The following is a 23,163-nucleotide window of genomic DNA, read 5'->3' on the forward strand; positions in this document are numbered from 1 at the left end:
CGTCACTTGCCGATGCCGTCGGCGAGACCTTTGACGATGTAACGCTGGCCGAAGATGAAGAGCAGCACCACGGGGACGGCCGCGATCACCATGCCGGCGAAGACGACGGGATACTCCGTGCCGTGCTTGCTCATCAGGCTGGTCAGACCCACGGGAAGGGTCTGCACACCGCTGCCGCTGGTGAACACCATCGCGAAGAGGTACTCGTTCCAGGCGAACAGGACGTGCAGCAGGACCGTCGAGGTGATGATCGGTTTGCTCATCGGCAGGATGATGCGCCAGAAGGCGGTCCACCGGCCCGCGCCGTCCATCTCGGCGGCCTCGTCGACCTCGCGCGGGAGGTCGATCATGTAGGCGCGGATGAGGAAGGTGGTGAACGGCACGCGGAAGGCGGTGTACAGGATGAGCAGCGCCCAGAAGCTGTTGTACAGCCCCATCGCCTGGAACATCTTCACCAGCGGCACGAGCGCCACGGTCGGCGCGAGCATGAGCCCGCCGAGGATCAGCGCGGTGATCGACTTGTTGAAGGGGATGGTGACCCTGGTGAGGCCGTAGGCGGCCCACGCGCTGATGAAGACCGTGGCGATCGTGGAGGTCACCGTGACCAGCACGCTGGTGGTGAGGTAGTCGTTCACCCCCCTGTTCCATGCCTTCTGGTAGTTCGTGAAGCTCCAGTCGACGGGCAGGGCGAACGGGTTGCCAAACAGCTCGGCGTTGGTCTTGAACCCGTTGAGCGCCATCCACAGCAGCGGGTAGAGCACGATCACCGCGAGGCCGAGGAGGAAGGCCCACAGGAAAACGCGTGCGATCACGCCGAGGAAGCTCAGGCGCTTCACCATTCCACCCTTCGTCTGCGAGTGACCCACAGCTGCGCCATGGCGATGCCGAGCGTGACCACGAAGATCACCGTCGCGATGGCCGCGGCGTAGCCGAAGTTGTTGCGGACGAACCCGCTGCGGTAGAGCCACGTGCCCATGACCTGCGTCGAGTTGTTCGGTCCTCCGCTGGTCATGACCATGACCTCGTTGAACACCTGGAAAGCCCCTGAGATGGTCACCATCGTCATGAGCCCGGTCATCTCGCGCACCAGGGGAACGGTGACGTGGACGAAACGGCGGATCGGCCCGGTGCCGTCGATGGCGGCGGCGCCGTACAGCTCGGAGGGGATGCGCTGGATCGCGACGGCGAACAGCAGGGTGGAGTAGCCGAAGCCCTGCCACTGGCTCATCGCGATGATCGCGAACATCGCGGTGCTCTCCTGGCCCAGCCACGACTGGTCGAACAGCCCGAGCCCCACCGCCTCGAGCGCGTGGTTGAGCGGGCCGAGGTTCGGCTCGTAGATGAAGTAGAAGAGCAGGCCGGCGACCGTCAGCGAGATCGCCGACGGGAGGAAGTAGATCGCCCTGAGGCTGCGCCGCCACCGGTCGCTGCGGACGCTCTCGATGAGCGCGGCCAGCAGCAGCGCGCCGAAGACCTGGAAGACGATCGAGACCACCGCGTAGAGCAGGTTGTTCCCGAACGAGGACCAGAAGATCGGGTCGTCGAGGAGCTTGGTGTAGTTGTCGAGCCCGACGAACTCCTGGTCCCCGCTGTAGATGTCCCACTTGAGCGCGCTGAACCCGAAGTTCTGCACGAGCGGCAGGTAGACGAACACCCCGACGAGCACGAGGGCGGGGACGACCCACGCGAGCCCGAGCGTCCGCTGGACGATGGCGCGCACCGGACTACTTGGCAGACTCTGAGGCCTGGCGGACGCTTTCGAGCACCTGCTCGGGCCTCTTGGCGCCGGTGATGAGCGCCTCGCCGCCCGCCAGCCACGCGTCGGCCACCTCGGGAACCGTCACCATGTCCAGCCAGCTGACCAGCTCGGGTGCCTGGTTGACCAGCTCGATGCCCTCGAAGACGGCCTTGCTCGAGGTGTCGGGGGTGACGGCGCCGACGACCGTGCTGGGCTGGCCGTACGGGGGAGCGGAGAGGGTCTTCGCGTTCTCCTGCTCGGTGACGAACTTCATGAAGTCGACGGCGAGCGCGGCACGCGGCGACTTGGCGTTGACCAGGTAGCCCTCGGGCGCCCCTTCGATCGCCTTGGGGTTGCCCGCGGCGCCGGAGGGAACCGGCAGCGGGAAGATGCCGAACTCCTCGGGGGTCAGCCCGCGGCCGGCCGTCGCGTTGTCGAACTCCAGGATCTCCTGGTAGTACATGGCGGCCTTGCCGTTGGAGAAGGCCTCCTGTGCGGAGGTGTAGAGCACGCCGTTGGTGCCGCTGCCCGTGTCGGTGCAGGTGTCGACGAGGGTCTTGAACTGCTTGAGCGCGGCGACGTAGCCGGGGTCGTCCAGCTTGGCCGTCGAGGGGTGGAAGTCGGCGCGCAGGGTGGCGTTCGGCACGTTGTAGGCGAACAGCTGCTGGAGGTAGTGCAGCGCGGGCCAGCCGTCCTTGTTGCCGAAGGCGATGGGCTCGTAGCCGGCCTTGCGCAGGGTGGCGCAGCTGCTGATGAGCTCCTCGAAGCTGGTGGGCGGCTTGACGCCCGCCTTGGTGAAGGCGGCCTTGTTGTAGCCCATGAACTTGCCGTTGTTGTAGAGCGGGATCCCGTAGTAGCGGCCGTCATAGGCGAAGGCCGACAGGGAGGCCTTGCTGAAGGACTTGCCCCACTCGGTGTCGGGGCCGATCACCTTGGTGAGGTCGGCCGCGCGACCGCCGCGGACGTAGTTCTCCGCCCAGTTGCCGGTCCATGAGAAGTAGATGTCAGGCAGCGCGCCGGAGGCGGTCAGTGTCTTCGACTTGTCCTTGATGCTCTGGTCGGTCTCCTGGATGAGCTCGACCTTCACCCCCGGATGGTTCTTCTCGTAGGCGGCCGCGAGCTTCTCGAAGTACGGGCTCAGCGGTTCGCCGGCGAACTTGGTGAGGATGCTGAGCGTGCCGGAGAACTCCGGCTTCGCCGTGACGTCGGCTGCGGGAGCCTCGCCCGAGCCACCGGCACAGCCGGTGAGGGCGAGCGTTCCGAGCAATGCCGCGAACGTCGTCAGTGGGCGCATGGGCTTCCTTTCTCTCGGGGGGAGAGGGGACCGCCGGTGCAGTGGCACCTCAGATCCGCTTGGTGAGGGCTGACTGTACAGACGAACTGATACCGGTACCAGACTCAAGCTCAAGATCTTTAGTGTTGTGGCGTTGAACTGCTGTATTGACGTCGATGGCGGCGCTGTGTCAGCGTGATGGCCGCGTGATACCGGTCTCAGGTTGGCCGCACACTCCCGAAAGGACGCGATGATGCTCGGATTCAACGAGCCCGAATTCCTCTCTCAGACGGCGAGCGCGGTGGCACTGCGCCCCCAGATCGAGAAGCTCGTCGACCGCCTCGTGGACGAGGGGTTCGACAACCTCTTCCTCGTCGGCGCGGGCGGGACATACGCCCAGATGTGGCCGTACGAGCACCTCGCCAGGCGGGCCTCCAGCCTGCCCGTGCGCTCGGCGATCGCGGCGGAGCTGATCGTCTCCGGTGACGCCACCCTGGGTGAGCGCTCCGTGGTGATCTTCACCTCGGTCTCGGGCACGACCGACGACAGCATCCGCGCCATCGAGTACTGCAAGGCCAAGGGCGCCTACACGGTCGGTTTCACCGGCTACGCCGACTCGCCCGTCGCCCAGAGCGTCGACGTGGCGCTCGTCTCCGAGCCGAAGACCTGGCCCTTCGACCTGCAGATGCTGCTGTTCATGGGACGGCTGCTGGCCCGCAGGGGCGAGTTCGACGGCTACGAGAAGCTCGCCGACGAGCTCGCGGGCATCCCCGGCGTCCTCGTCGAGGTCGCGAAGCAGGCCGAGCCCGTGGCCGCCGGCTTCGCCGAGGCACACCAGGACACCGACTACCACTTCCTCGTCGGCGGCGGAAACCTCTGGGGCTTCACCTACCTCTACTCGATGTGCATCCTCGAGGAGATGCAGTGGCTGCGCACCACCCGGGTGCACAGCGCCGAGTTCTTCCACGGCTCGCTCGAGCTGATCGAGAAGGACACCAGCGTGGTCATCTTCCAGGGCGAGGACGAGACGCGCCCCCTCACCGCCCGGGTCGAGGCCTTCGCCAGGCGGGTCTCGGACGACGTCACCGTCTTCGACACGCGTGACTACCCGCTCGAGGGGATCAGCCCCGAGTTCCGCGGCCTGCTCGCGCCGCTGGTCCTCGACACCGTGCTGAGCAGGGTCAGCAAGCACCTGGAGCGCGTCCGCGACCACTCGCTCGACCTGCGCCGCTACTACCGGGTCATGGAGTACTGAGCATCCCTGCGCCCCGTCCGCACCACCTGGGCGGGGCGCGCTCCCTCGCCCTCACTCGCCCGCGCACAGGAGAACCATGAGAGTCCTCGGCTTCGGTGACAACATCGTCGACCGGTTCGTCGACCGCGGCATCGACTATCCGGGCGGCAACAGCGTCAACGTCGCCGTCTACGCGCGCAGGCTCGGCCTGGAAGCGGCCTATCTCGGGGTGTTCGGCGACGACGACCTCGGCGCCTTCCTGCGCGAATCGATCGCTGCCCAGGGGGTCGCCGTCGACCGCTGCGTGGTCAGACAGGGGGAGAGCGGCGTCTCCACCCTGCGGGTGGACGACGGCGACCGGATCTTCCTCGGGTGGAACGGCGGCGGCGTCACGGTCAGCGAGCCGCTGGTGCTCGAAGGCGACCTGCTCGACTACGCGTCGTCCTTCGACCTCGTCCACTCGAGCGTCTACTCGCGCAGCGAGAGCGAGTTGCCCAAGCTGGCAGGGCGCGGCCCGCTCGTGAGCTTCGACCTCTCGAGCGAGGAGGAGTACCGCACCCCCTCCTATCTCGACCGCGTCTGCCCGCACGCCGACCTGGTGCTGCTGTCGTGCTCCCACCTCGGCGACGCCGCGACGCGCGCCCTGCTGGCCGACGCCGTACGGCGGGGCGCGCGGATGGCGCTCGCCACCCGCGGCGTGCGGGGGGCGATCGCCCACGACGGCCGCGTCACGGTGGCGGCGCCCGCGCGCCCGGTGGAGCAGGAGCAGGTGGTCGACACCATGGGCTGCGGTGACGCCTTCCTGGCCGGATTCGCCGTCTCCCTGCTGCGTGGCGGCTGGTCGGCGAAGGCCGAAGGGGCCGCTCCCGAGCCGGACGCGATCGAGCGCGCTCTGCACGACGGCGCCGCGGCCGCCTACGAGCAGTGCTTCGTCGAAGGGGCCTTCGGCCACGGCAGAGCCCCGGACAGGGCGACCGTGGCTAGCATGTGGGCAGCCGCCGAACACGAGAGATGAGGGACGTCATCCATGCCAGCTGACCGGGGCCGTGTGGCGGGGTCGCCGACGATCTCCGAGGTGGCCGCCGAGGCGGGGGTCGGCCGCGCCACGGCGGCCAGGACGCTCGGCGGGTATGGGTATGTCAGCCCCGAACTGCGTGAACGGGTGCTCGCGGCGGCCGAGAAGCTCGGTTACCGGGCCAACGCGCTGGCCCGCAGCATGTCGACAGGGGTGAGCCACACCCTCGGCGTGATCGTCGCCGACATCGGCAACCCGTTCTTCGCCGGTGTCGTGCGCGGGATCTCCGACACCTCACGTGCCAGGGGCTTCGACACGATCGTGCTGAGCACCTACGAGGAACTCGAGGAGGAGGTCGCGGCGACGAACGTGCTCATCGACAAGCGGGTCGACGGCGTCATCATCGCCTCGGCCGCCGTCGACCGTACGGAGGTCGCCCACATCAAGGCGGCGATGGACCGGGGCATCCCCGTCGTCCTCGTCGACCGCGCGGTCGCCTCGCTCGACCTCGACGCGGTCGTCATCGACAACCGTGCAGCGGCGAGGGAGGCCGTGGAGACCCTCATAGCAGCAGGTCACCGCCGCATCGGCTTCGTCTGGGGTCCGCCGGTGGCGCAGGCCCCCGCCACCAGGCGCGGGCTGCTCACCGCCGCCTCCCGCAACCTGTGGACGGACGGCGAGCGCCTGCGCGGCTACCTCGACGCCCTCGACGACGCCCGCATCCCCTTCGACCCCGACCTCGTGATGGTCGGGCGCAAGACGGAGGAGCGGGTGCCGGGGGAGGTCGCCAGAATGCTGGCCCTTCCCGACCGGATCACCGCGGTGTTCTGCACCGAGACCGACGCGGTAACCGGCGCGCTGCGCGCCTTCAGGACGGCAGGACTGTCCTGCCCGCATGACGTGGCGCTGATCGGCTTCGACGACAGCTCGTGGGCGGCGGTCATGGAGCCGCCCCTCACGATGATCGAGCAGCCCGTGCACGAGCTGGGCGCGAAGGCGGCCGAGGTGCTGCTCGACACCATCGCGGGAGCCGAGCCGCGCAGGGAGATGCACACGCTGAGCTCCCGCCTCGTCGTGCGCTCCTCCGTCGCCCCGCTGCGCGGCGCCTGAACCGGGGGTTGGCCGGACTTGGTCACGGGATGTCGGGCACGGGCAAGTCGACCGCCCTGCGGGTCCTGTGTACGCGGCCGAGCCGAGACCGCTGCGGGAAGGTCCCTGCTCATGCCCTCGGCCCCATAGCGTCCGGCAGCGGGCGCGCCGATGGCCTCGATGCGCCGCCGACGGAACACCCGCCGGTCGGCTACAAAGAACTCATGATCGGGATGTAAGAAAGTCCTCCTTCGGACCACTTGCTCTCTGAGTGTCTGTCCCCGACCGAAGGAACCGGCTTGCCAAACCCCCATGAGCGCTTCACCGCGCTCTACAACACCTACCAAGCGCGGGTGTACGGCTACGCGGCAAGTCGCGCCGGACATCAACTCGCGGAGGAAGTGGTCAGCGAGACCTTCCTCGTGGCCTGGCGGCGTCTGGACAGCATCCCCGACCACGCGCAGCTGCCATGGCTTCTCCGCGTCGCCCGCAACATCCTGCGCGACAACTTCCGGCAGGCCGCCCGGCGTCAATCCCTGGAAGCCGAACTGCGAACGTGGATCGACGAGGCAGCCTCCGACGTGGGCGAACACGCCACCGAACGCGTCGCCGTACTGCGTGCGCTAGCCGGTCTGTCCGACGCCGACAAAGAGATCCTCACCCTGACCACCTGGCACGGCCTGTCCAGCACGGAGGCGGCCGAGGTCCTCGGCTGCAGTAAGGCCACCTTCTTCGTCCGCCTGCACCGGGCGCGCCGCCGCCTGCAGTCGGCGGTCGACGCCACCTCTACCGCCACCTTTCGAAAGCCCGTGACTGTTCCAGGAAGGGAACTGCGATGAGCCGCAAGCCCGATGCGACCGACCTGCTCGCCAAGGCCCGCCCGGCTTCGCTCGAGCGCGGATCACGCCTGTCCGCTGACGACATGTTGTCCATGGCCGGCACCAAGGCACCCGTGAGAGCGGCCCTGCTGGAGGCCCCGGTTTCGCGGACCCGGTCGCGCCTGTGGTTCCTTCTGGCGCCGCTGGCAACGGCCGCGGTTGTGGCCATGGTGTTCGCGCTGGTGCCGAAGCTGTCCCCGGCGCCTGCCGTACTCAGCCCGGTGAAGACAAACCAGGAGTTGTTCGACCTGGCCGACAGGATCGAGAAGCTGCCCGCGCAGACCGGCGCCTACTGGCGCGAGGTGAGAATCGACGGCAACTCGCTGTCTGCCGACGGCTACCGGCTCGTGGTCGTCGGCCGCCGCGAGACCTGGCAGCCGCGTAACCCCGCTGACCTGGTGCACACCCAGGTGTGGCGGCAGGACAGTGCCCGCCCGGCCACGGCCGCCGACGAGCGCGCCTGGCGGGCCGCGGGCGCTCCTGCTCAGGTCAAGGGGTACTGCGAGACCAGCGGGCCGTGCGATCCGGTGCCAGTCGCCGACGAGCCGACGGACTGCAGGTACACCGTGAAGTTGGAACCCCGGGGAACCTATCCCGACACCACGGTCAGCGAGTTCACCATGGCGGACCTGGCGGCCCTCCCCACCGATCCGGCCGCGCTCATGAAGCGACTGCGCGCCTACCACGAGGCTTGGAACAGTCGCGGCTTCACCGAGCCTTTCGAGAAGTTCCTGCCCACCACCGTGAACCTCCTGGGCATGCCACTTAGCCCCGCCCAGCGTGCCGCGATCATCCGCGTCCTGGCCGACCTGCCGACCACCAGGGTCGTGGGCACCGTGACGGATCCGCTGGGCCGAACGGGCATGTCGGTGGACTTCGGCGTGGCGGGCGGCTCGGTGGTGATCTCCGACCAGCCGCGCAAGGAGGTGCCGGTCTACGACAGGCAGATCCTCGACCCGGGGACAGGGGCGACCCTTGCGCGCGTCTCCTATGCGGCTCGCACTGCTTTCGGGGCGACCCAGGATGAGGTCATGAGCTACCAGGCCCGCGGCCCCGAGTCGGGCTGGAGCGGACCGCCGGCTTCTCCGCCGAAGGGGTGCAAGAAGGGGGACTGACAGGGATGCCGACCCCGGCGGTGATGCTCTCGCAGCTGGGGTCTACCCGGTGATGGCGTGAGACGTCGCAGGACGTCTCAACCCATCACTGGAGTCGTCCCCCGTGGTCCAGCCCTATCGTGAACCACACGGGACAAGCTGAGTGGGCCTTCGACCTGGCCAAACACCGGCTGGAAGAGCAATTGCCATATCGCTGAGACCAAAGTGAAGATCACGGGCGACACGGGCGAGTGGCGGCACGGCAGCGGGTGGAACGCCAGCATCGCCGGCGGTGGACGGCTGTCCGTCGTCGGCGGCACGGCAGTATGAACCAGCACGTCACAGGCATGTCATGGTCGTTCGGACCGAAGGACGGGAACATCATCCGGAGCTGGGTCTGAACCCGCCCAGAACGGATTGTTCTTGTCGGGATCGTAGATGACCACGCGTCCGGTGCGTTCGAGCGCCCAGGCGATGGCCTCCTGATCAGTATCGAACGGGGGGACTTGGGCGGCGAGTCCCGGCTCACGATCGGGAGTGCCATCCTCGTTGTCGATGTAGCCGGTCCAGACCCAGCGGCTGGACGGATCGTCGCGGTCGGAGAGCTCCAGGTAGAGGTGGGCGGTCCCGCCGCTGGTGTAGTCCATCATTGGACACCTCCTAAGAGCGGGAACTGACACGTGATCGTCCGTCCGGACCGGTACTCGATGCGGCCCGCCACCTCGCTCGTGTGCCAGTATCCGCCGGGGCTGTTCGGGTGCCTCTCGTTGACAGGCTTCCAACTGAACGTGAAGGCGACCTGGTGGTTGCGAGAGCTGGCATGAGCGAAGGCATTCATCAGGCAGGTGTAGGTGGAGCGGCCGAGGTGCCCGCTAGGGCCGCAGGTCCTGCTGCCCCACTGCATGATCCCGTGGTTGGTGGGTCGCGCCCAGCTTGCGGTCGAGAAATCGCAAGTTGTTCGTGTCGGTCGAGAGGATCATGACCATGGTGGCGTCGATGACCGCCGCGGCGTCCAGCCGACTGGTGAGCTCGGCGATCTGCTCTCGGCCTTCTTCGTCGACGTCATGAGTCGGGGCGGCGACGTCTCGTGGGGCGAGGCCCAGAATCATGCGCGCATGGTCGGGCAGGCCCAAGCCGTCCGCGACCCGCTCGAAGACGGCAAGCTCGGTGATGGGGCCGGCCGAACCACGAACCATGGCGCTGATGCGTGGCTGACTGATGCCGGTTGCCACGCTGAGCCGGACCTGGCTGGCTCCGTCGTACTTGACAGCGAGTTTGAGTAAACCGGCGATATCGCGGCTGCCGGCTGGCACGCCCATGAACTCGAAGCCCCCGGAAAATTCCTCATCTCATCCCCGGAACACAACACCGCCCGCGCGCCCGCACCTAGCCTCCTCGACGACGAACGCGTCGCCCATACCGTCGAAGAACGCTCTCCAGTGAGACCGTCTCTCGACGAGGTGTCGTCCCAAGCGCTTGAACGCCATCTGCCAGAACCGTCACCCGACCCTGAGACTCGCACCAGTCCAGAGAACCGGGGAGCCGCCGAAGAGACGCTCCTGGCGCCCCTGCGCGACGCAAGGCCTACAGCTCCCCCCGGCATCCGCGGCCACCTACGATCGCGAGGGATCAAGGCCACCACTCCCGGACGCGCCGACCAGCAGGCCGCCCGCTCGTGGCGAGGCACCCGCGGCGGGCCGCCCACCCGCCACGACAGGCTCGACCGCAATTAACAGGCAGCCATCACCTTGGTCAGCACACTGCTCTGGATCCGCGCTGATCTTCTGGACACGGCCTATCGCCAGATTTCTCGAGGTATGTCCCCTCCCTTGACAGTCCTGCGCCTTGGCAAGAAAGTTAGTAAACCTTCCTAACGACCTCCCTGGTCTCTTCCCCCAGACAGCAGGAGGATTCATGCCATCCGTCAGAACGGTGCGCTCCTTAGCGGGCATGCTCATGACAGGGCTGCTGCTCAGCCTGGTGACGGCGCTGCCGGCCCAGGCCGCGCCGACCCGATACGAAGCAGAGAACGCCGCCCTGTCCCAGGGCGCCGTCGAGAGCAACCACGCCGGCTACTCCGGCACCGGCTTCGTCAACGGCGACAACGTCGTGGGAAGCTACGTCGAGTTCACCGTCCAGGCCGCCGCCGCGGGCCAGGCGACGCTGACCATCGGGTACGCCAACGGCACCACCGCCAACAGGGCCTCCGACATCGCGGTCAACGGCACCGTCGTCTCGGCCAACCGGCCCTTCAACGGCACCGGCGCGTGGAGCACGTGGGCGACCACCACGCTGACGGCTCCGGTCAACGCGGGCGCCAACAAGATCCGCCTCACCTCCACCACCGTGAACGGCAACCCCAACCTGGACTACGTGGACGTCGAGGTGGCCGCAGCCCCCACGGCGCTGCAGGCCGAGAACGCCACGATCGTCCAGGGCGTCGTCGAGAGCAACCACGCGGGCTTCCAGGGCACCGGGTTCGTCAACTACGACAACGTGGCCGGTTCGGCCGTCGAGTTCGACGTCATCGCCCCCGCGGCCGGCAACTACGAGCTGAGCTTCCGCTTCGCCAACGGCACGACCACCAACCGCCCGATGGACATCTCCGTCAACGGCACCCTGGTCTCCGACGAACTGGCCTTCCCCGGCACGGGGGCGTGGAGCACATGGGTGACCAAGTCCGTCACCGCCACCCTGCGCGCGGGGACCAACAAGGTGCGCGCCCAGGCCACCACGGCCAACGGCGGGCCCAACCTCGACCAGCTGGCCACCACCGCCCCCTTCGACAGCGAGCCGCCCACCGCGCCGGCCAACCTGCGCGTCGTGGGCGAGGTCAAGCCGAACTCGGTGGAGCTGTCCTGGGACGCCTCCACCGACAACGTCGGTGTCGGCTCCTACAAGATCTTCAACGGCGGCAACGTCCTGGAGACCGTCAGCGGCAGCATCACCACCTTCGTGGTCGGCGGCCTGACGCCGAACACCGGCTACGTGCTGAGCGTCGCCGCCTTCGACCTGGCCGGCAACGCCTCCCAGGGCAGCAACAGTCTCTCGATCACCACCCCGCCGAGCGACGACACCCAGCCGCCGACCGTCCCCGCCGGGCTGCGCGCCACCACGGTCACATCCTCCAGCATCACGCTCGTGTGGAACGCGGCCACCGACAACATCGCCGTCACCGGCTACAACCTCTACCGCGACGGCGCCAAGTTCGCCACCGTGCCGGACCTGACGGCCACCGCCGACGGCCTGACCGCCAACCAGGACTACTCCTTCACCATCGAGGCCTTCGACGCCAACGGCAACACCTCGGCCAAGAGCGCGCCGCTGACCGTCAGGACCAACGGTACGGCGGGCGGCGGAGACCCCGTCTACGACAAGGACATCACCACCCAGTTCGACCTTCCGTGGGGCATCGGCTTCCTGCCCGACGGCAGTTCCCTGGTGGCCGAGCGCGACCGGTTCGAGATCTACCGCGTGACCGCCACCGGACAGCAGACGCTGGTGGGCAAGGTCACCGAGGCCGTCACCACCGGCGGCGAGGGCGGCCTGCTCGGCCTGGCCGTCTCGCCGAACTTCGCCACCGACCACTACGTCTACGCCTACCACACCTCCTCCACCGACAACCGGGTCGTCCGCTTCAAGTACGAGAACGGCGCGATCGGCGCCCGCGAGGCGATCGTCACCGGCATCTCCAAGAACCGCTTCCACAACGGCGGCCGGATCAAGTTCGGCCCCGACGGGATGCTCTACATCACCACCGGAGACGCCTACGTCCCGGAGCGGGCGCAGAGCCTCACCTCGCTCAACGGAAAGATCCTGCGTGTCACCCCGACCGGCGCGGGCGCGCCCGGCAACCCCTTCCCCAGCGCGCCCCTCGTCTACAGCCTGGGCCACCGCAACCCGCAGGGCCTGGCCTGGGACTCCCAGGGCCGGCTGTGGGCCTCGGAGTTCGGCGACGGCGCACTGGACGAGCTCAACATCATCCAGTTGGGCAAGAACTACGGCTGGCCCGAGTGTGAGGGCACCACGGGCGCCGGCTGCGGCAACGCCGCCTACACCAAGCCCATCCGCACCTGGCCGGTCGCCGACGCCTCACCCAGCGGCCTGGAGATCGTCAACGACTGGATCTACATGGCGGCCGTCCGCGGCCAGCGCCTGTGGGTCATGAAGATCAACGGCAGCACCGTCGACACTCCGCGCGCGTTCTTCAACACCCGTTGGGGCCGGCTGCGCACCGTCGTCAAGACCCCGGACGGCGGCCTCTGGCTGACCTCGACCAACAACGACAAGAGCGGAGGCACGCCGACCGTCCGTGACAACGTGATCGTGCGGCTGAAGTTCGCGGCGCCGCCGTTCTCGCTGTCCAGTACGGCTTTCGCCAACAATGCCACGATTCCCACCAAGTACACCTGCGCCCAGGACAAGGTGTCGGGCAACGACATCTCGCCCCCGCTGGCCTGGGCCAACCCGCCCACGGGCACCCAGAGCTACGCGATCACCTTCATCGACACCGCCAACAGCGGCAAGCACTGGGCGATCTGGGACATCCCGGCGTCCAAGCTCAGCCTTCCTGAGGGGCTCGGCCTGGGGTACAGCGTGCCGAACCAGTCACCGGCCAAGCAGAAGGCGATGAGCAGCGGGAACAAGTCGCTGCAGTACTTCGGCCCATGCCCTGGAGGGTCCACCCACAAGTACGAGTTCACCCTGTATGCCCTGGACACCGCCACCCTGCCCGGGGTGAGCTCGTCGTCCTCGGTGGCAGCGGTGGAGACGGCGATCCTGGCCAGAGACCTGGCCAGCACCAAGCTCGCCGGCAACTCCAACGCCTCCACCAGTTAGCAAGGCAGGCTCGCCCCGGCCGAGGGCCCTCACCCGGCACGGTGAGGGCCCTCGGCTGGAAGGCGAGGCCCTCGGCGGAAGACGGGGTCTCGCCCGTGCATCCGCGGAGGTGATCTCATCTCGGCGCAAGGCGGCGAACGCGAGAAGGCTTTCGGAACTCACCATGGGCCGGGACTTCCTGACCTGTGCCGCACAGCCGGAGAAGGGGCTTCGTAGACCTTGGCCTGGGAACTCACCTCCCGCCGTTGATCCATACGGGGGTTGTGGCACGTCCGGTTCAGGCCGGCGGTGACACACATCTTGAAGACATCGATGCGGGCGACGAGTGTGCTGCCGGTTCCGCATCCGGACCTGGGTCCGATTCGTCGGGCACCTTTGTAGATGCCGAACATGGAGGTGGCGTACTCGGCGTCGACACGCCTGTTGTCGTCGCTCAGGTGCACACGGTGTGCTCTTGCGGTCAGCTGAGACGTAGACGAATCCTTCGCGGGACTCGCTCTGGCCCTGCCGTTGAACCGGGAGTAGAGCGTGGACCAGGGCCCACATCGTCCGTCCCGGCACATCACTCCAGCCCGAGACGGTGCGAAAGCACCACGGGATCCCTTTGAACTGATCCCGCGCCCGCCGACGCAGCGGCCTGATCGCCGCCACGGGAGATGTATTCGATACCCGCCCGCTCGGCATCTGTCATACCGAAACGCGCCATGTCCAGGTTCTAGCTGTCATGATCAGCCCATCCCGGGCCTCACCTGAGGTCCGAACCTCGAACCGCTCCTAGCCGTGGCGAAAGTGCGGCGTGCTCGCCGACGCGTAGCGCACACACACCCGGAGGGCGGAGCTGGTCAGCGGTCTGCTCAGCAGCGGGCCTGAAGCGTAGATGGCGGAGACGAACCGAGAATCGAGCATCGAGCATCTCCCGATGCCGTCCTGGCCACCCAGTGGATGTCCGAGACCCAGACACAACGCGTAGCCGCCATGGCCCAGGTCGTCAAGGGCCCAGCCGACAAGGCCGAGGTCTGCGCGAACATCGGGCTCAGCCTGCTCTAAAGGCCCCAGAAACGACTTGTGGAGGCCCGGATCTCTCCGAACCTCCACATGTGCACTTCGTCGGTGTCCGAGGGGGGACTTGAACCCCCATGCCCTTAACGGGCACTAGCACCTCAAGCTAGCGCGTCTGCCTATTCCGCCACCCGGACTTGGTGCCTGCACGCGGGACCGTCATCCCGCGTCGGCGAAAGCTAGGTTAGCAAACTCTCGGGGGTGAGTCATACCGAGATTCCCGCAGCGGCAGGATGGAGGTCACAAATCGTGAGAAACCAAGGAGCGATGATGGGCGAGGACGAGGTCGTAGACCTGTGCCGTGACCTGATCCGGATCGACTCGAGGAACGCCGGCGACAACGCGGGTCCAGGTGAGCGCGAGGCCGCGGAGTACGTGGCGGGGAAGCTCGCGGAGGTGGGGCTGGAGGCGCGGATCCTGGAGAGCGACACGAAGCGGGCGAACGTCGTCGCGAGGATCGAGGGCAGCGACCCGTCCAGGGAGGCGCTCCTGCTGCACGGGCACCTGGACGTGGTCCCGTTCGACGCGGGCGACTGGAAGGTGCATCCGCTGTCGGGCGAGGTGGCCGAGGGGTGCGTGTGGGGCCGCGGCGCGGTCGACATGAAGGACATGGACGCGATGATCCTGGCGGTGGCCAGGCAGCGGGTGGCGGAGAAGCGGAAGCCGCCGCGTGACGTGGTCCTGATTTTCACCGCGGACGAGGAGGCGGGCGGCGACTACGGGGCGAAGTTCCTGGTCGACAAGCATCCCGAGGTGTTCGAGGGCGTCACGGAGGCGATCGGGGAGGTCGGCGGGTTCAGCGTGACCCACGACAACCGCCGGCTGTACCTGATCGAGGCCGCGGAGAAGGGCATGGCCTGGATGCGGCTGACGGCCAAGGGCCGCGCCGGGCACGGGAGCATGCTCAACAGCGAGAACGCGGTGACCGAGCTGGCGGAGGCGGTGGCGCGGATCGGCCGGCACGAGTGGCCGGTACGGCTGACGCCGACGATGAAGGCGCTGTTCGACGAGATCGGCCCGGGCAAGGACCCGGAGGAGATCGTCAAGGAGCTCGGCTCGCTGTCGAAGATGATCGGCGCGGTGCTGCGCAACACCGCCAACCCGACCATGTTCAGCTCGGGCTACAAGGCCAACGTGATCCCGCAGTCGGCCGAGGCGGTCATCGACGGGCGGTTCCTGCCGGGGTACGAGGAGGAGTTCTTCGCCACGATCGACGAGCTGCTCGGGCCGAACGTGCAGCGGGAGTTCATCCAGAACCAGGCCGCGCTGGAGTTCGCCTTCCAGGGCGGGCTGGTGAGCGCGATGGTCGAGTCGCTGGCCCAGGAGGACCCGGAGGGTACGGCGCTGCCGTACACGCTGAGTGGCGGGACCGACCTCAAGGCGTTCAGCACGCTGGGGATCAGGGGCTACGGTTTCGCGCCCCTGAAGCTTCCGGCCGACCTGGACTTCTCGGGGATGTTCCATGGGGTGGACGAGCGGGTCCCGGTCGATTCGCTCCGGTTTGGGACCAGAGTTCTTGACCGATTCCTGGATCTCGCCTGAAAACCCTTTGCGAGCACGTTGGGTGCTGCTACGGTTACGGACCGTTGAGGGGTGAGTCCGAGGACCGGCCCCGTCAAGGGGCCGGTTCTGGAGCTCGGGAGGTCACGTGGCACGCATGCCGCAGCAGCAGGTGAGGGAGTCTTCCCTCGCTGCTCGGCGCGTGCCCGTGGCTGCTTTCCCCGAGCGAGCCGACCACCGGGAGAGGACCGCCCAGGCGGTCCGGATGGCGCGGTTCGCGGCCGGCGCCCGCACGGTCCTCTCTAGAGCACTCACGGTAGGCGGCCTGATGGTCGCCGGTTGGTTGCTCGCACTGCTCTTCGGAGCGGCTCCGGCCAACGCCGAAGCCGCTCAGACCCAGGCTCGGACGCACGAAGCCTCTCAGGGCGTCACCGGATTCCCCACGGTCGACACCACAACCGCGTCGGTGCCGGACAACACCGAGGCGATGGCCGGGCTCCATGTCGACGGGCTGACCAGCCAGTCGAAGCCCGGCCTCCCAACACCTTCCACCGCCGGCGACACCTCGGGCCCCAACGGCCTGGTGCCCAACGGCGGTGGCAGCGGCCCGTTCGGGCCTGGCATGGGGGACGTCGCGAGGTTCGCTTTCGACCCGCGGCTGCTGGCACAGCGCGCCCCCCTGGCGTGCGTGCTGCCCCCCGTCGTCCGCACAGCGGCGGACGACCCTTCTTTCTCACCTGACTGACCGAGCATGACCGAGCCCGCCTGAGTTCACCTCAGCGGCGAGCGCCGGTCCCGATGACCGTGCGCGTCAGTGCCCGGCACGTCCCCCAGGCAAGTCAGAACCTGGGCGAACCAGCCGGAACGCGGAGCGAGGCCCAAGGCCCCCCGCAGGTCAGTCTTCCTGGTTCGCGTCCCGCGTCCGAGGTCCCGCTGTGCCGTACCCGAAAAGTCGGCTGATCGGCCTCGGCATGCCCGCGAACCGTCAGGTATCCCCCCAAGAACCACTAGGAGCATCTTCATGCGTACGTGGGCCAAGGCATCCGCCCCGGCGGCTCTGCTCGCCGCCGCGGTCATGTCGTTCGGCAGCGGTACGGCTGTCGCCGACACCTCCGGCGACTCCTCCGTCGGCGGCGGCAACCAGGTCAACCTGCCGATCTCGTTGCCGATCGACATCAGCGGCAACTCGGCCGGCATCGCCGGCGAGTCCAACGCCTCCTCCCAGGGCGGCGCGTCGGTGGAGAACACCGGCCCGTCCGGGATCCAGAACAAGACCTCGGGCAACAGCAGCGTCCTGGGCGGCAACCAGGTCAACGCGCCGATCAGCGCCCCGATCAACGCCTGTGGCAACGCCGTCTCGCTCTTCGGCAACTCCGACGCCGGCTGCAAGGGCGGCGCGAGCGTCAAGTCCTCGGGCAAGGGCGGCGCGGGCGGCAACAAGACCAGCGGCGACAGCAGCGTGCTGGGCGGCAACCAGGTCACCGCGCCGATCAGCGCGCCGATCAACGCCTGCGGCAACGCGCTGGCCATCTTCGGCGACGCCACCGCGGGCTGCAAGGGCGGCTCGTCGGTCAAGAACATCGGCACCGGCGCCGGCGGCAACACCACCTCCGGCCGCAGCTCGGTCCTGGGCGGCAACCAGGTCATCGCGCCGATCAGCGGCCCGGTCAACATCTGCGGCAACGCCGTGGCGGTCTTCGGGGACGCCTTCGCCGGCTGCAAGGGCGGCTCGTCGGTCACGAACTCCGGCGGCGGGGGCAAGCCCGCCCACGACTACCACGCCGGTGGTTGGCCGCACGGTTCCAAGGGCAACGACACCGACGGCCGCTTCGGCGCCGGCTCGGGCAACCAGGTGATCGCGCCGATCAGCCTTCCCATCACCGCCTGCGGCAACGCGGTCGGCAACGCGCCCGCCGGGTGCAAGGGCGGCAGCTCGGTCGAGAACACCACGGCCGGCTCCGGTGCCGGCGGCAACACCACGTCCGGTCGTTCCGGTGTCCTCGCGGGTAACCAGGTGGTCGCGCCGATCACCGCGCCGGTCAACGTCTGCGGCAACGCCGTGGCCGTCTTCGGCCAGGCCTTCGCCGGGTGCAAGGGCGGCGCCTCGGTCCGCAACGGCGGCAAGGGCGCCGGCGGCAACCACACCTCCGGCCAGTCGGGCGTCGGCGCCGGCAACCAGGTCGTCGCTCCGATCACGGCTCCGATCAACGCCTGCGGCAACGCCATCGCGGCGCTGGGCCTGTCCGAGGCCCACTGCAAGGGCGGTGCCAGCGTCTCGCCGCACGACGGGCTCAAGGCCGGCGGCAACCGTACCTCGGGTCGCTCCGGCGTCCTGGCCGGTAACCAGGTGATCGCGCCGATCACCGCGCCGGTCAACGTCTGCGGCAACGCGGTGGCCGTCCTGGGCGATGCCGCCGCCGGCTGCCTCGGCGGCTCGCGCGTCGGCAAGCCGGTCGACGAGCACCCCGACGGCTACGACCACTGGGCTCAGGCCAGCACCGGCAAGAAGGCCCAGGCCAGCGGCCTGCTGCCCGCGCTTCCCGTCGTTCCCGCGGTCTCCAGCCTCAAGGACGTCGGCAACATGACCCAGCCCATGCGCGGCGCGGGGCTGCCGGCCGTGCCGGTCGTGGGTGACGTGCCCGGCATGCTGGGCCTGCCCGCGCTGCCGGCGCTGCCCGGGCTGCCCGGTGCGCCTGCCGTACCCGGTCAGCAGGGCAGGGCCGCCGCCACCACCAAGTCGTCCAGCCCGCTCTCGGCGCTCGGCCCGGCGACCTCGCTCGTCTCCGCTACCCCGGTCGGCGGCGCCGTCGGCCAGGCCGCGGGCACGCTGCCCGTCGGCGACCTCGGCCTGATGAGCGCCGCTCAGCCGGCCGGCGTCACCGGGATGAACTCCAGCTCGCTGCTGGCGCTGGTGCTGGGCGCGATGTTCGCCGCTTCCGCGACGCTCTTCGCCACCACCCGCCGCCTGCGCTTCGGCAAGAAGTAAGCAGTGCGCTGACAGACGCTTTGCCCGTTCCGGGGGCGATGGCCCGGGGCGGGCAAAGCCCTGTTTACAGCGTGCTCCTGACCCTGATGATCCTTCTGCGCAGCCGTACGCGGCGGCTTCCGTCGGAATAGATCCTGACCCGGGCCAGTTCCCAGTGTCCGTGTTCGGCATGCTCGGTCAGCAGTTGACGTGCTGCTTCGCGCGAGACACCACGGGGGATGTACACATCCATGTAGGTGTAGTCGGGCACAACGATTAGTCTCCTGGGTGAGTCAGGGCGAGACGCCGCTCCGTGGGCCTTATTCTGCGTGCTTGTGGGTGGACCCGAAAGCGAGTGGGTAGCCCCGGGGGGAAGGCAATTCGGGGGGATCCGGGTTACCTTTCAAATCTGTGCCCAAATCGGGTGGGGATGTAGAACGAAGCGAACAGCGAGGTAGGAAGCAGCGTGCCAGCCAAGAACGGCAGCGGAACCCGCCTGGTGATCGTCGAGTCGCCGACCAAGGCGAAGAAGATCGCCGAGTACCTCGGGCGCGGGTTCACCGTCGAGTCCAGCATCGGTCATATCCGTGACCTGCCGGAGCGGGCCGACGACATCCCCGAGAAGTTCAAGGGGGAGCCGTGGGCGCGGCTTGGCGTGAACGTCGACCACGACTTCGAGCCGCTCTACGTCGTCAACGCCGACAAGCGCTCGCAGGTGGCCAAGCTCAAGCAGCTCCTCAAGGACGCCGACGAGCTCTACCTCGCCACTGACGAGGACCGGGAGGGCGAGGCGATCGCCTGGCACCTCCAGGAGGTCCTCAAGCCCAAGGTGCCCGTGCACCGCATGGTCTTCCACGAGATCACCCCGCAGGCCATCCAGGACGCCGTCGCCAACCCGCGCAGCCTCAACCTGCGCCTGGTCGACGCCCAGGAGACGCGCCGCATCCTCGACCGCCTGGTCGGCTACGAGGTCAGCCCGGTGCTGTGGAAGAAGGTCAAGCCGCGTCTGTCCGCGGGCCGCGTGCAGTCCGTGGCCACGCGCCTGGTGGTCGAGCGCGAGCGCGACCGGCTGGCGTTCACCGCCGCGTCCTACTGGGACCTGCAGGCGCTGTTCGACACCAACAAGCCCGAGGAGTCGCCGCGCGACTTCACCGCCACGCTGGTCAGCGTGGGCGGCAAGCGGGTCGCCCAGGGCCGTGACTTCGGCGCGGACGGCCGGCTCAAGAGCGACGTGCTGCACCTGTCGGAGGACGCCGCCCAGGCGCTCAAGGCCCGGCTGGGCAGCACCGCCTTCCGCGTCAAGTCCGTCGAGCGCAAGCCGTACACGCGCAAGCCGTACGCCCCGTTCCGGACGACCACGCTGCAGCAGGAGGCCAGCCGGAAGCTGGGCTTCTCCGCGAAGTACACGATGCAGGTGGCGCAGCGGCTCTACGAGAACGGCTTCATCACCTACATGCGTACCGACAGCATCACGCTGTCGGAGACCGCCGTCGCCGCCGCGCGCTCTCAGGCGATCAAGCTGTACGGCGCGGCATACGTGCCCGACAAGCCGCGCGTCTACGCCTCGAAGGTGAAGAACGCGCAGGAGGCCCACGAGGCGATCCGCCCGTCCGGTGAGGAGTTCCGCACGCCGGGCGAGACCGGCCTGTCCGGCGACATGTTCCGCCTCTACGAGCTGATCTGGCAGCGCACCGTCTCCTCGCAGATGAAGGACGCGGTCGGCGAGTCGGTCAGCGTGCGGGTGGCCGGGGACGACGTCGAGTTCGCCGCGTCCGGCCGCACGATCACCTTCTACGGCTTCCTCAAGGCCTACGTCGAGGGCGCCGACGACCCGGCGACCGACCGCGACGACTCCGAGAAGCGGCTGCCCAACCTGGTCGAGGGCGACCCGCTCGACCTCTCCCGGCTGGACGTCGCGGCCCACGCGACCAAGCCGCCGGCGCGCTACACCGAGGCGTCGCTGGTCAAGGAGCTCGAAGACCGCGAGATCGGCCGGCCGTCGACGTACGCCTCGATCATCGGCACCATCCTCGACCGGGGCTACGTCTTCAAGAAGGGCACCGCGCTGGTGCCCTCGTTCCTGGCCTTCGCGGTGGTCAACCTGCTGGAGCAGCACTTCGGCAACCTGGTCGACTACGACTTCACCGCGACCATGGAGAAGGTCCTCGACGACATCGCCAACGACCGCGCCGAGCGGGTGCCCGAGCTGCGGAAGTTCTACTACGGCGACTCCGAGGGCGAAGAGGGCCTCAAGGAGATGGTCACCGACCTCGGCGAGATCGACGCCAAGGAGATCAGCTCCTTCCCGATCCGCGGCACCGACATCGTGCTGCGGGTGGGCCGCTACGGCCCCTACCTCGACCGCGACGGCGCGCGGGTCAACGTGCCCGAGGACATGGCGCCCGACGAGCTGACCGCGGAGAAGGCCGAGGAGCTGTTCTCCCGGCCCAGCGGCGACCACGTGCTCGGAACCGACCCGGTCAGCGGCAACACCATCGTGGCCAAGGACGGGCGGTACGGCCCGTATGTCACGGAGATCCTGCCGGAGCCGCCCGCCGAGGAGACGCCGAAGAAGCGGACGCGCAAGGCCGATGCGGCCAAGCCCCGCACCGCGTCGCTGTTCAAGACGATGGCCCTCGACACGGTCACGCTGGAGGACGCGCTCAAGCTGCTGTCCATCCCGCGGGTGGTCGGCGTGCTCGACGGCGAGGAGGTCCAGGCGTTCAACGGCAAGTTCGGGCCCTACATCAAGAAGGGCACCGACTCGCGCTCGCTGGCCTCGGAGGAGGAGCTGTTCACCGTCACCATCGAGCAGGCGCAGGCGTTGTTCGCGCAGCCCAAGACGCGTGGACGGCGGGCCGCGGCCGCGGCGCCGCTGCGTGAGCTGGGCGACGACCCCAACTCGAAGAAGCCGGTGGTCGTCAAGGAGGGGCGTTTCGGCCCCTACGTGACCGACGGGGAGACCAACGCCTCGCTCCGCAAGGGCGACACGGTGGAGGACATCACCATCGAGCGGGCGGCCGAGCTGCTGGCGGAGCGGCGCGAGAAGGCGCCGCCGCCGAAGAAGGCCCCGGCCAAGAAGGCTCCCGCGGCCAAGAAGGCCACGACTGCGAAGAAGACCACGACCGCGGCCAAGAAGGCGCCGGCCGCCAAGTCGTAGCGGTCGTCCACAGGCTGGGCGGGCGGGTGCGGGGTTGTCCACAGGAGGGACCTTCCTGAGCGGCTTCTCAGCACCCGCCTCGTAGCATGTGCCCGTGATTCTCGGTTTCTTCGCGACGATCCTCGTCGTGGTCGCTGGCGTGCACTTCTACCTCTGGCTGCGCCTGGTCAGGAACACCACCCGGCCGGGCCGCGCCCGGCGGGTCCTGACCTGGACGATGGCCGGGCTCGCCGTGCTCGTGCCGGTGACCTTCGTCGCGTCGCGCACCGAGGGCGGGCACTGGGTGGCCTGGCCGGGGTACATGTGGGTGGCGATCATGTTCTACCTGGTCGTCTTCCTGGTGGTGCTGGAGATCCCGCGTTTCGTGGCCGGGCGCCTGCTGCGTGACCCCGCGCCGGTGGCGGTGCCCGTGACCGTCCCCGAGACCCCCGTCGAGGCGCCTGCTCCCGCTCCCGAACCGGTGCCGATGACCCGCAGGCTGCTCATCGGCCGCACCGCCGCCCTGGTCGCCGGGGCCGGCGCGCTGAGCACCGTCGGGTACGGCGTGCGGACCGCGCTCGGCGACCCGGTGATCGAGCCGGTCAAGGTGCTCCTGCCCAAGCTCGACCCCCGGCTCAACGGCCTGCGCTTCGCGGTCGTGAGCGACATCCATCTCGGCCCGCTCACCGGCATCGGTCACTCCGAGCGCATCGTGCGCATGATCAACGAGCTCGAGGCCGACGTCGTGGCGATCGTGGGCGACCTGGTCGACGGTAGCGTGGCGGAGCTGGGCCGGCTGGCCAAGCCGCTGTCGCGGCTGGAGTCGCGCTACGGCTCCTACTTCGTCACCGGCAACCACGAGTACTACACCGCCAACGGCCCGCAGGAGTGGATCGACGAGCTCGACAGCCTGGGGGTGCGCTCGCTGCGCAACTCCCGCGTGGAGATCCGGCACGGCGGGGCCGTCCTCGACCTGGCCGGGGTCAACGACGTCAACGGCACCGAGTACGACGACGGGCCCGACTTCGAGGCCGCCCTGGGCGGGCGCGCGCCGGGCCGCTCGACCGTGCTCCTGGCCCACCAGCCCGTGCAGGTACGGCAGGCCGCGCAGTACGGCGTGGACCTGCAGTTGTCCGGGCACACGCACGGCGGCCAGATGGTGCCCTTCAACCTGGTGGTGCCGATGCAGCAACCGGTCGTCTCCGGCCTGGAGGCTGTCGACGGCGTCCAGGTCTATGTCACCCGAGGGGCAGGCTTCTGGGGACCTCCGGTCCGGGTCGGCGCACCGCCTGAGATCACCCTGCTCGAAATAGGGGCGGGCGGATAGCGGACGTATTAGC

At 68.6% G+C, this 23,163-nt stretch carries 17 protein-coding genes and 1 tRNA gene; 11 read left to right on the forward strand and 7 right to left on the reverse strand.

All coding sequences use genetic code 11. The features are described from left to right. Window positions 1-2 precede the first annotated feature (2 nt). The 3 genes from ACIBG7_RS17450 to ACIBG7_RS17460 are packed head-to-tail and all read right to left on the reverse strand — an operon-like array spanning window position 3 to window position 3,032. Window positions 3-812 carry a carbohydrate ABC transporter permease gene (locus tag ACIBG7_RS17450; RefSeq protein ID WP_397336855.1) on the reverse strand — a complete coding sequence of 270 codons (810 nt, stop codon included), beginning with the start codon at window positions 810-812 and terminating at the stop codon, window positions 3-5. 20 nt (window positions 813-832) lie between these two features. Next, window positions 833-1,720 (reverse strand): sugar ABC transporter permease, encoded by an 888-nt coding sequence (locus ACIBG7_RS17455; RefSeq protein WP_357928847.1) that lies wholly within the window; start codon window positions 1,718-1,720, stop codon window positions 833-835. A 4-nt stretch (window positions 1,721-1,724) separates the two neighbouring features. Next, window positions 1,725-3,032, reverse strand: a complete 1,308-nt coding sequence (locus ACIBG7_RS17460; RefSeq protein ID WP_397336856.1) for an ABC transporter substrate-binding protein — start codon at window positions 3,030-3,032, stop codon at window positions 1,725-1,727. A gap of 229 nt (window positions 3,033-3,261) precedes the next feature. On the opposite strand from ACIBG7_RS17460, the gene ACIBG7_RS17465 reads away from it, so the two are divergent. From ACIBG7_RS17465 to ACIBG7_RS17485, 5 genes are all read left to right on the forward strand, one after another. Continuing rightward, window positions 3,262-4,266, forward strand: coding sequence for an SIS domain-containing protein (locus ACIBG7_RS17465; protein WP_397336857.1), 1,005 nt, complete (start codon window positions 3,262-3,264; stop codon window positions 4,264-4,266). Between the two features lie 76 nt (window positions 4,267-4,342). After that, window positions 4,343-5,260: a PfkB family carbohydrate kinase gene (locus tag ACIBG7_RS17470; RefSeq protein WP_397336858.1), complete on the forward strand. Its 918-nt coding sequence runs from the start codon at window positions 4,343-4,345 to the stop codon at window positions 5,258-5,260. Between the two features lie 12 nt (window positions 5,261-5,272). Next, window positions 5,273-6,370: a LacI family DNA-binding transcriptional regulator gene (locus ACIBG7_RS17475; protein ID WP_397336859.1), complete on the forward strand. Its 1,098-nt coding sequence runs from the start codon at window positions 5,273-5,275 to the stop codon at window positions 6,368-6,370. 278 nt (window positions 6,371-6,648) lie between these two features. After that, the gene (locus ACIBG7_RS17480; protein ID WP_397336860.1) at window positions 6,649-7,188 is read left to right on the forward strand and encodes an RNA polymerase sigma factor; all 540 of its coding nucleotides are present in this window, start codon (window positions 6,649-6,651) and stop codon (window positions 7,186-7,188) included. Then, window positions 7,185-8,342, forward strand: a complete 1,158-nt coding sequence (locus ACIBG7_RS17485; protein WP_397336861.1) for a CU044_5270 family protein — start codon at window positions 7,185-7,187, stop codon at window positions 8,340-8,342. The genes ACIBG7_RS17480 and ACIBG7_RS17485 overlap by 4 nt, the downstream gene beginning before the upstream one ends. A 329-nt stretch (window positions 8,343-8,671) precedes the next feature. On the opposite strand, the gene ACIBG7_RS17490 is transcribed toward ACIBG7_RS17485, so the two are convergent. Both ACIBG7_RS17490 and ACIBG7_RS17495 read right to left on the reverse strand, forming a co-directional pair. Further along, window positions 8,672-8,971, reverse strand: a complete 300-nt coding sequence (locus ACIBG7_RS17490) for a hypothetical protein (protein WP_357928895.1) — start codon at window positions 8,969-8,971, stop codon at window positions 8,672-8,674. Between the two features lie 222 nt (window positions 8,972-9,193). Continuing rightward, a complete protein-coding gene (locus ACIBG7_RS17495; RefSeq protein WP_397336862.1) occupies window positions 9,194-9,640 on the reverse strand; it encodes a helix-turn-helix domain-containing protein in 447 nt (148 codons plus the stop codon). Window positions 9,641-10,235: 595 nt separating this feature from the next. Here ACIBG7_RS17495 and ACIBG7_RS17500 point away from each other — a divergent pair. Then, the gene (locus ACIBG7_RS17500; RefSeq protein WP_397336863.1) at window positions 10,236-13,160 is read left to right on the forward strand and encodes a YbhB/YbcL family Raf kinase inhibitor-like protein; all 2,925 of its coding nucleotides are present in this window, start codon (window positions 10,236-10,238) and stop codon (window positions 13,158-13,160) included. Window positions 13,161-14,271: 1,111 nt separating this feature from the next. Here ACIBG7_RS17500 and ACIBG7_RS17505 read toward each other — a convergent pair. Further along, a tRNA-Leu gene (locus ACIBG7_RS17505) sits at window positions 14,272-14,356 on the reverse strand. A gap of 130 nt (window positions 14,357-14,486) precedes the next feature. On the opposite strand from ACIBG7_RS17505, the gene ACIBG7_RS17510 reads away from it, so the two are divergent. From ACIBG7_RS17510 to ACIBG7_RS17520, 3 genes are all read left to right on the forward strand, one after another. Next, window positions 14,487-15,761 (forward strand): M20/M25/M40 family metallo-hydrolase, encoded by a 1,275-nt coding sequence (locus tag ACIBG7_RS17510; RefSeq protein WP_397337126.1) that lies wholly within the window; start codon window positions 14,487-14,489, stop codon window positions 15,759-15,761. A gap of 115 nt (window positions 15,762-15,876) precedes the next feature. Further along, a complete protein-coding gene (locus ACIBG7_RS17515) occupies window positions 15,877-16,464 on the forward strand; it encodes a hypothetical protein (RefSeq protein ID WP_397336864.1) in 588 nt (195 codons plus the stop codon). Between the two features lie 276 nt (window positions 16,465-16,740). Beyond that, entirely contained in the window at window positions 16,741-18,705 is a 1,965-nt protein-coding gene (locus ACIBG7_RS17520) for a chaplin family protein (RefSeq protein WP_397336865.1), read from the forward strand. A 64-nt stretch (window positions 18,706-18,769) separates the two neighbouring features. Here the strand turns inward: ACIBG7_RS17520 and ACIBG7_RS17525 are convergent, their stop codons facing one another. After that, complete coding sequence (locus ACIBG7_RS17525) at window positions 18,770-18,955, reverse strand: DUF5703 family protein (protein ID WP_357928919.1); 186 nt, start codon at window positions 18,953-18,955, stop codon at window positions 18,770-18,772. 195 nt (window positions 18,956-19,150) lie between these two features. Here ACIBG7_RS17525 and topA point away from each other — a divergent pair, with 195 nt between their 5' ends. Continuing rightward, a complete protein-coding gene (gene topA, locus ACIBG7_RS17530) occupies window positions 19,151-21,844 on the forward strand; it encodes a type I DNA topoisomerase (RefSeq protein WP_357928921.1) in 2,694 nt (897 codons plus the stop codon). A gap of 94 nt (window positions 21,845-21,938) precedes the next feature. Then, window positions 21,939-23,150 (forward strand): metallophosphoesterase, encoded by a 1,212-nt coding sequence (locus ACIBG7_RS17535; protein ID WP_357928924.1) that lies wholly within the window; start codon window positions 21,939-21,941, stop codon window positions 23,148-23,150. The last annotated feature ends 13 nt before the right edge of the window (window positions 23,151-23,163 follow it).

This window comes from Nonomuraea sp. NPDC050328 (assembly GCF_044459405.1).
Lineage (GTDB): Bacteria > Actinomycetota > Actinomycetes > Streptosporangiales > Streptosporangiaceae > Nonomuraea.

Bases quoted from the DNA above. Each gene is read 5' to 3' on its own strand.
- ACIBG7_RS17460 (WP_397336856.1), bottom strand. From the start codon at position 3,032: ATGCGCCCACTGACGACGTTCGCGGCATTGCTCGGAACGCTCGCCCTC.
- ACIBG7_RS17465 (WP_397336857.1), top strand. From the start codon at position 3,262: ATGATGCTCGGATTCAACGAGCCCGAATTCCTCTCTCAGACGGCGAGC.
- ACIBG7_RS17470 (WP_397336858.1), top strand. From the start codon at position 4,343: ATGAGAGTCCTCGGCTTCGGTGACAACATCGTCGACCGGTTCGTCGAC.
- ACIBG7_RS17475 (WP_397336859.1), top strand. From the start codon at position 5,273: ATGCCAGCTGACCGGGGCCGTGTGGCGGGGTCGCCGACGATCTCCGAG.
- ACIBG7_RS17485 (WP_397336861.1), top strand. From the start codon at position 7,185: ATGAGCCGCAAGCCCGATGCGACCGACCTGCTCGCCAAGGCCCGCCCG.
- ACIBG7_RS17490 (WP_357928895.1), bottom strand. From the start codon at position 8,971: ATGATGGACTACACCAGCGGCGGGACCGCCCACCTCTACCTGGAGCTC.
- ACIBG7_RS17495 (WP_397336862.1), bottom strand. From the start codon at position 9,640: ATGGGCGTGCCAGCCGGCAGCCGCGATATCGCCGGTTTACTCAAACTC.
- ACIBG7_RS17500 (WP_397336863.1), top strand. From the start codon at position 10,236: ATGCCATCCGTCAGAACGGTGCGCTCCTTAGCGGGCATGCTCATGACA.
- ACIBG7_RS17510 (WP_397337126.1), top strand. From the start codon at position 14,487: ATGATGGGCGAGGACGAGGTCGTAGACCTGTGCCGTGACCTGATCCGG.
- ACIBG7_RS17515 (WP_397336864.1), top strand. From the start codon at position 15,877: ATGCCGCAGCAGCAGGTGAGGGAGTCTTCCCTCGCTGCTCGGCGCGTG.
- ACIBG7_RS17520 (WP_397336865.1), top strand. From the start codon at position 16,741: ATGCGTACGTGGGCCAAGGCATCCGCCCCGGCGGCTCTGCTCGCCGCC.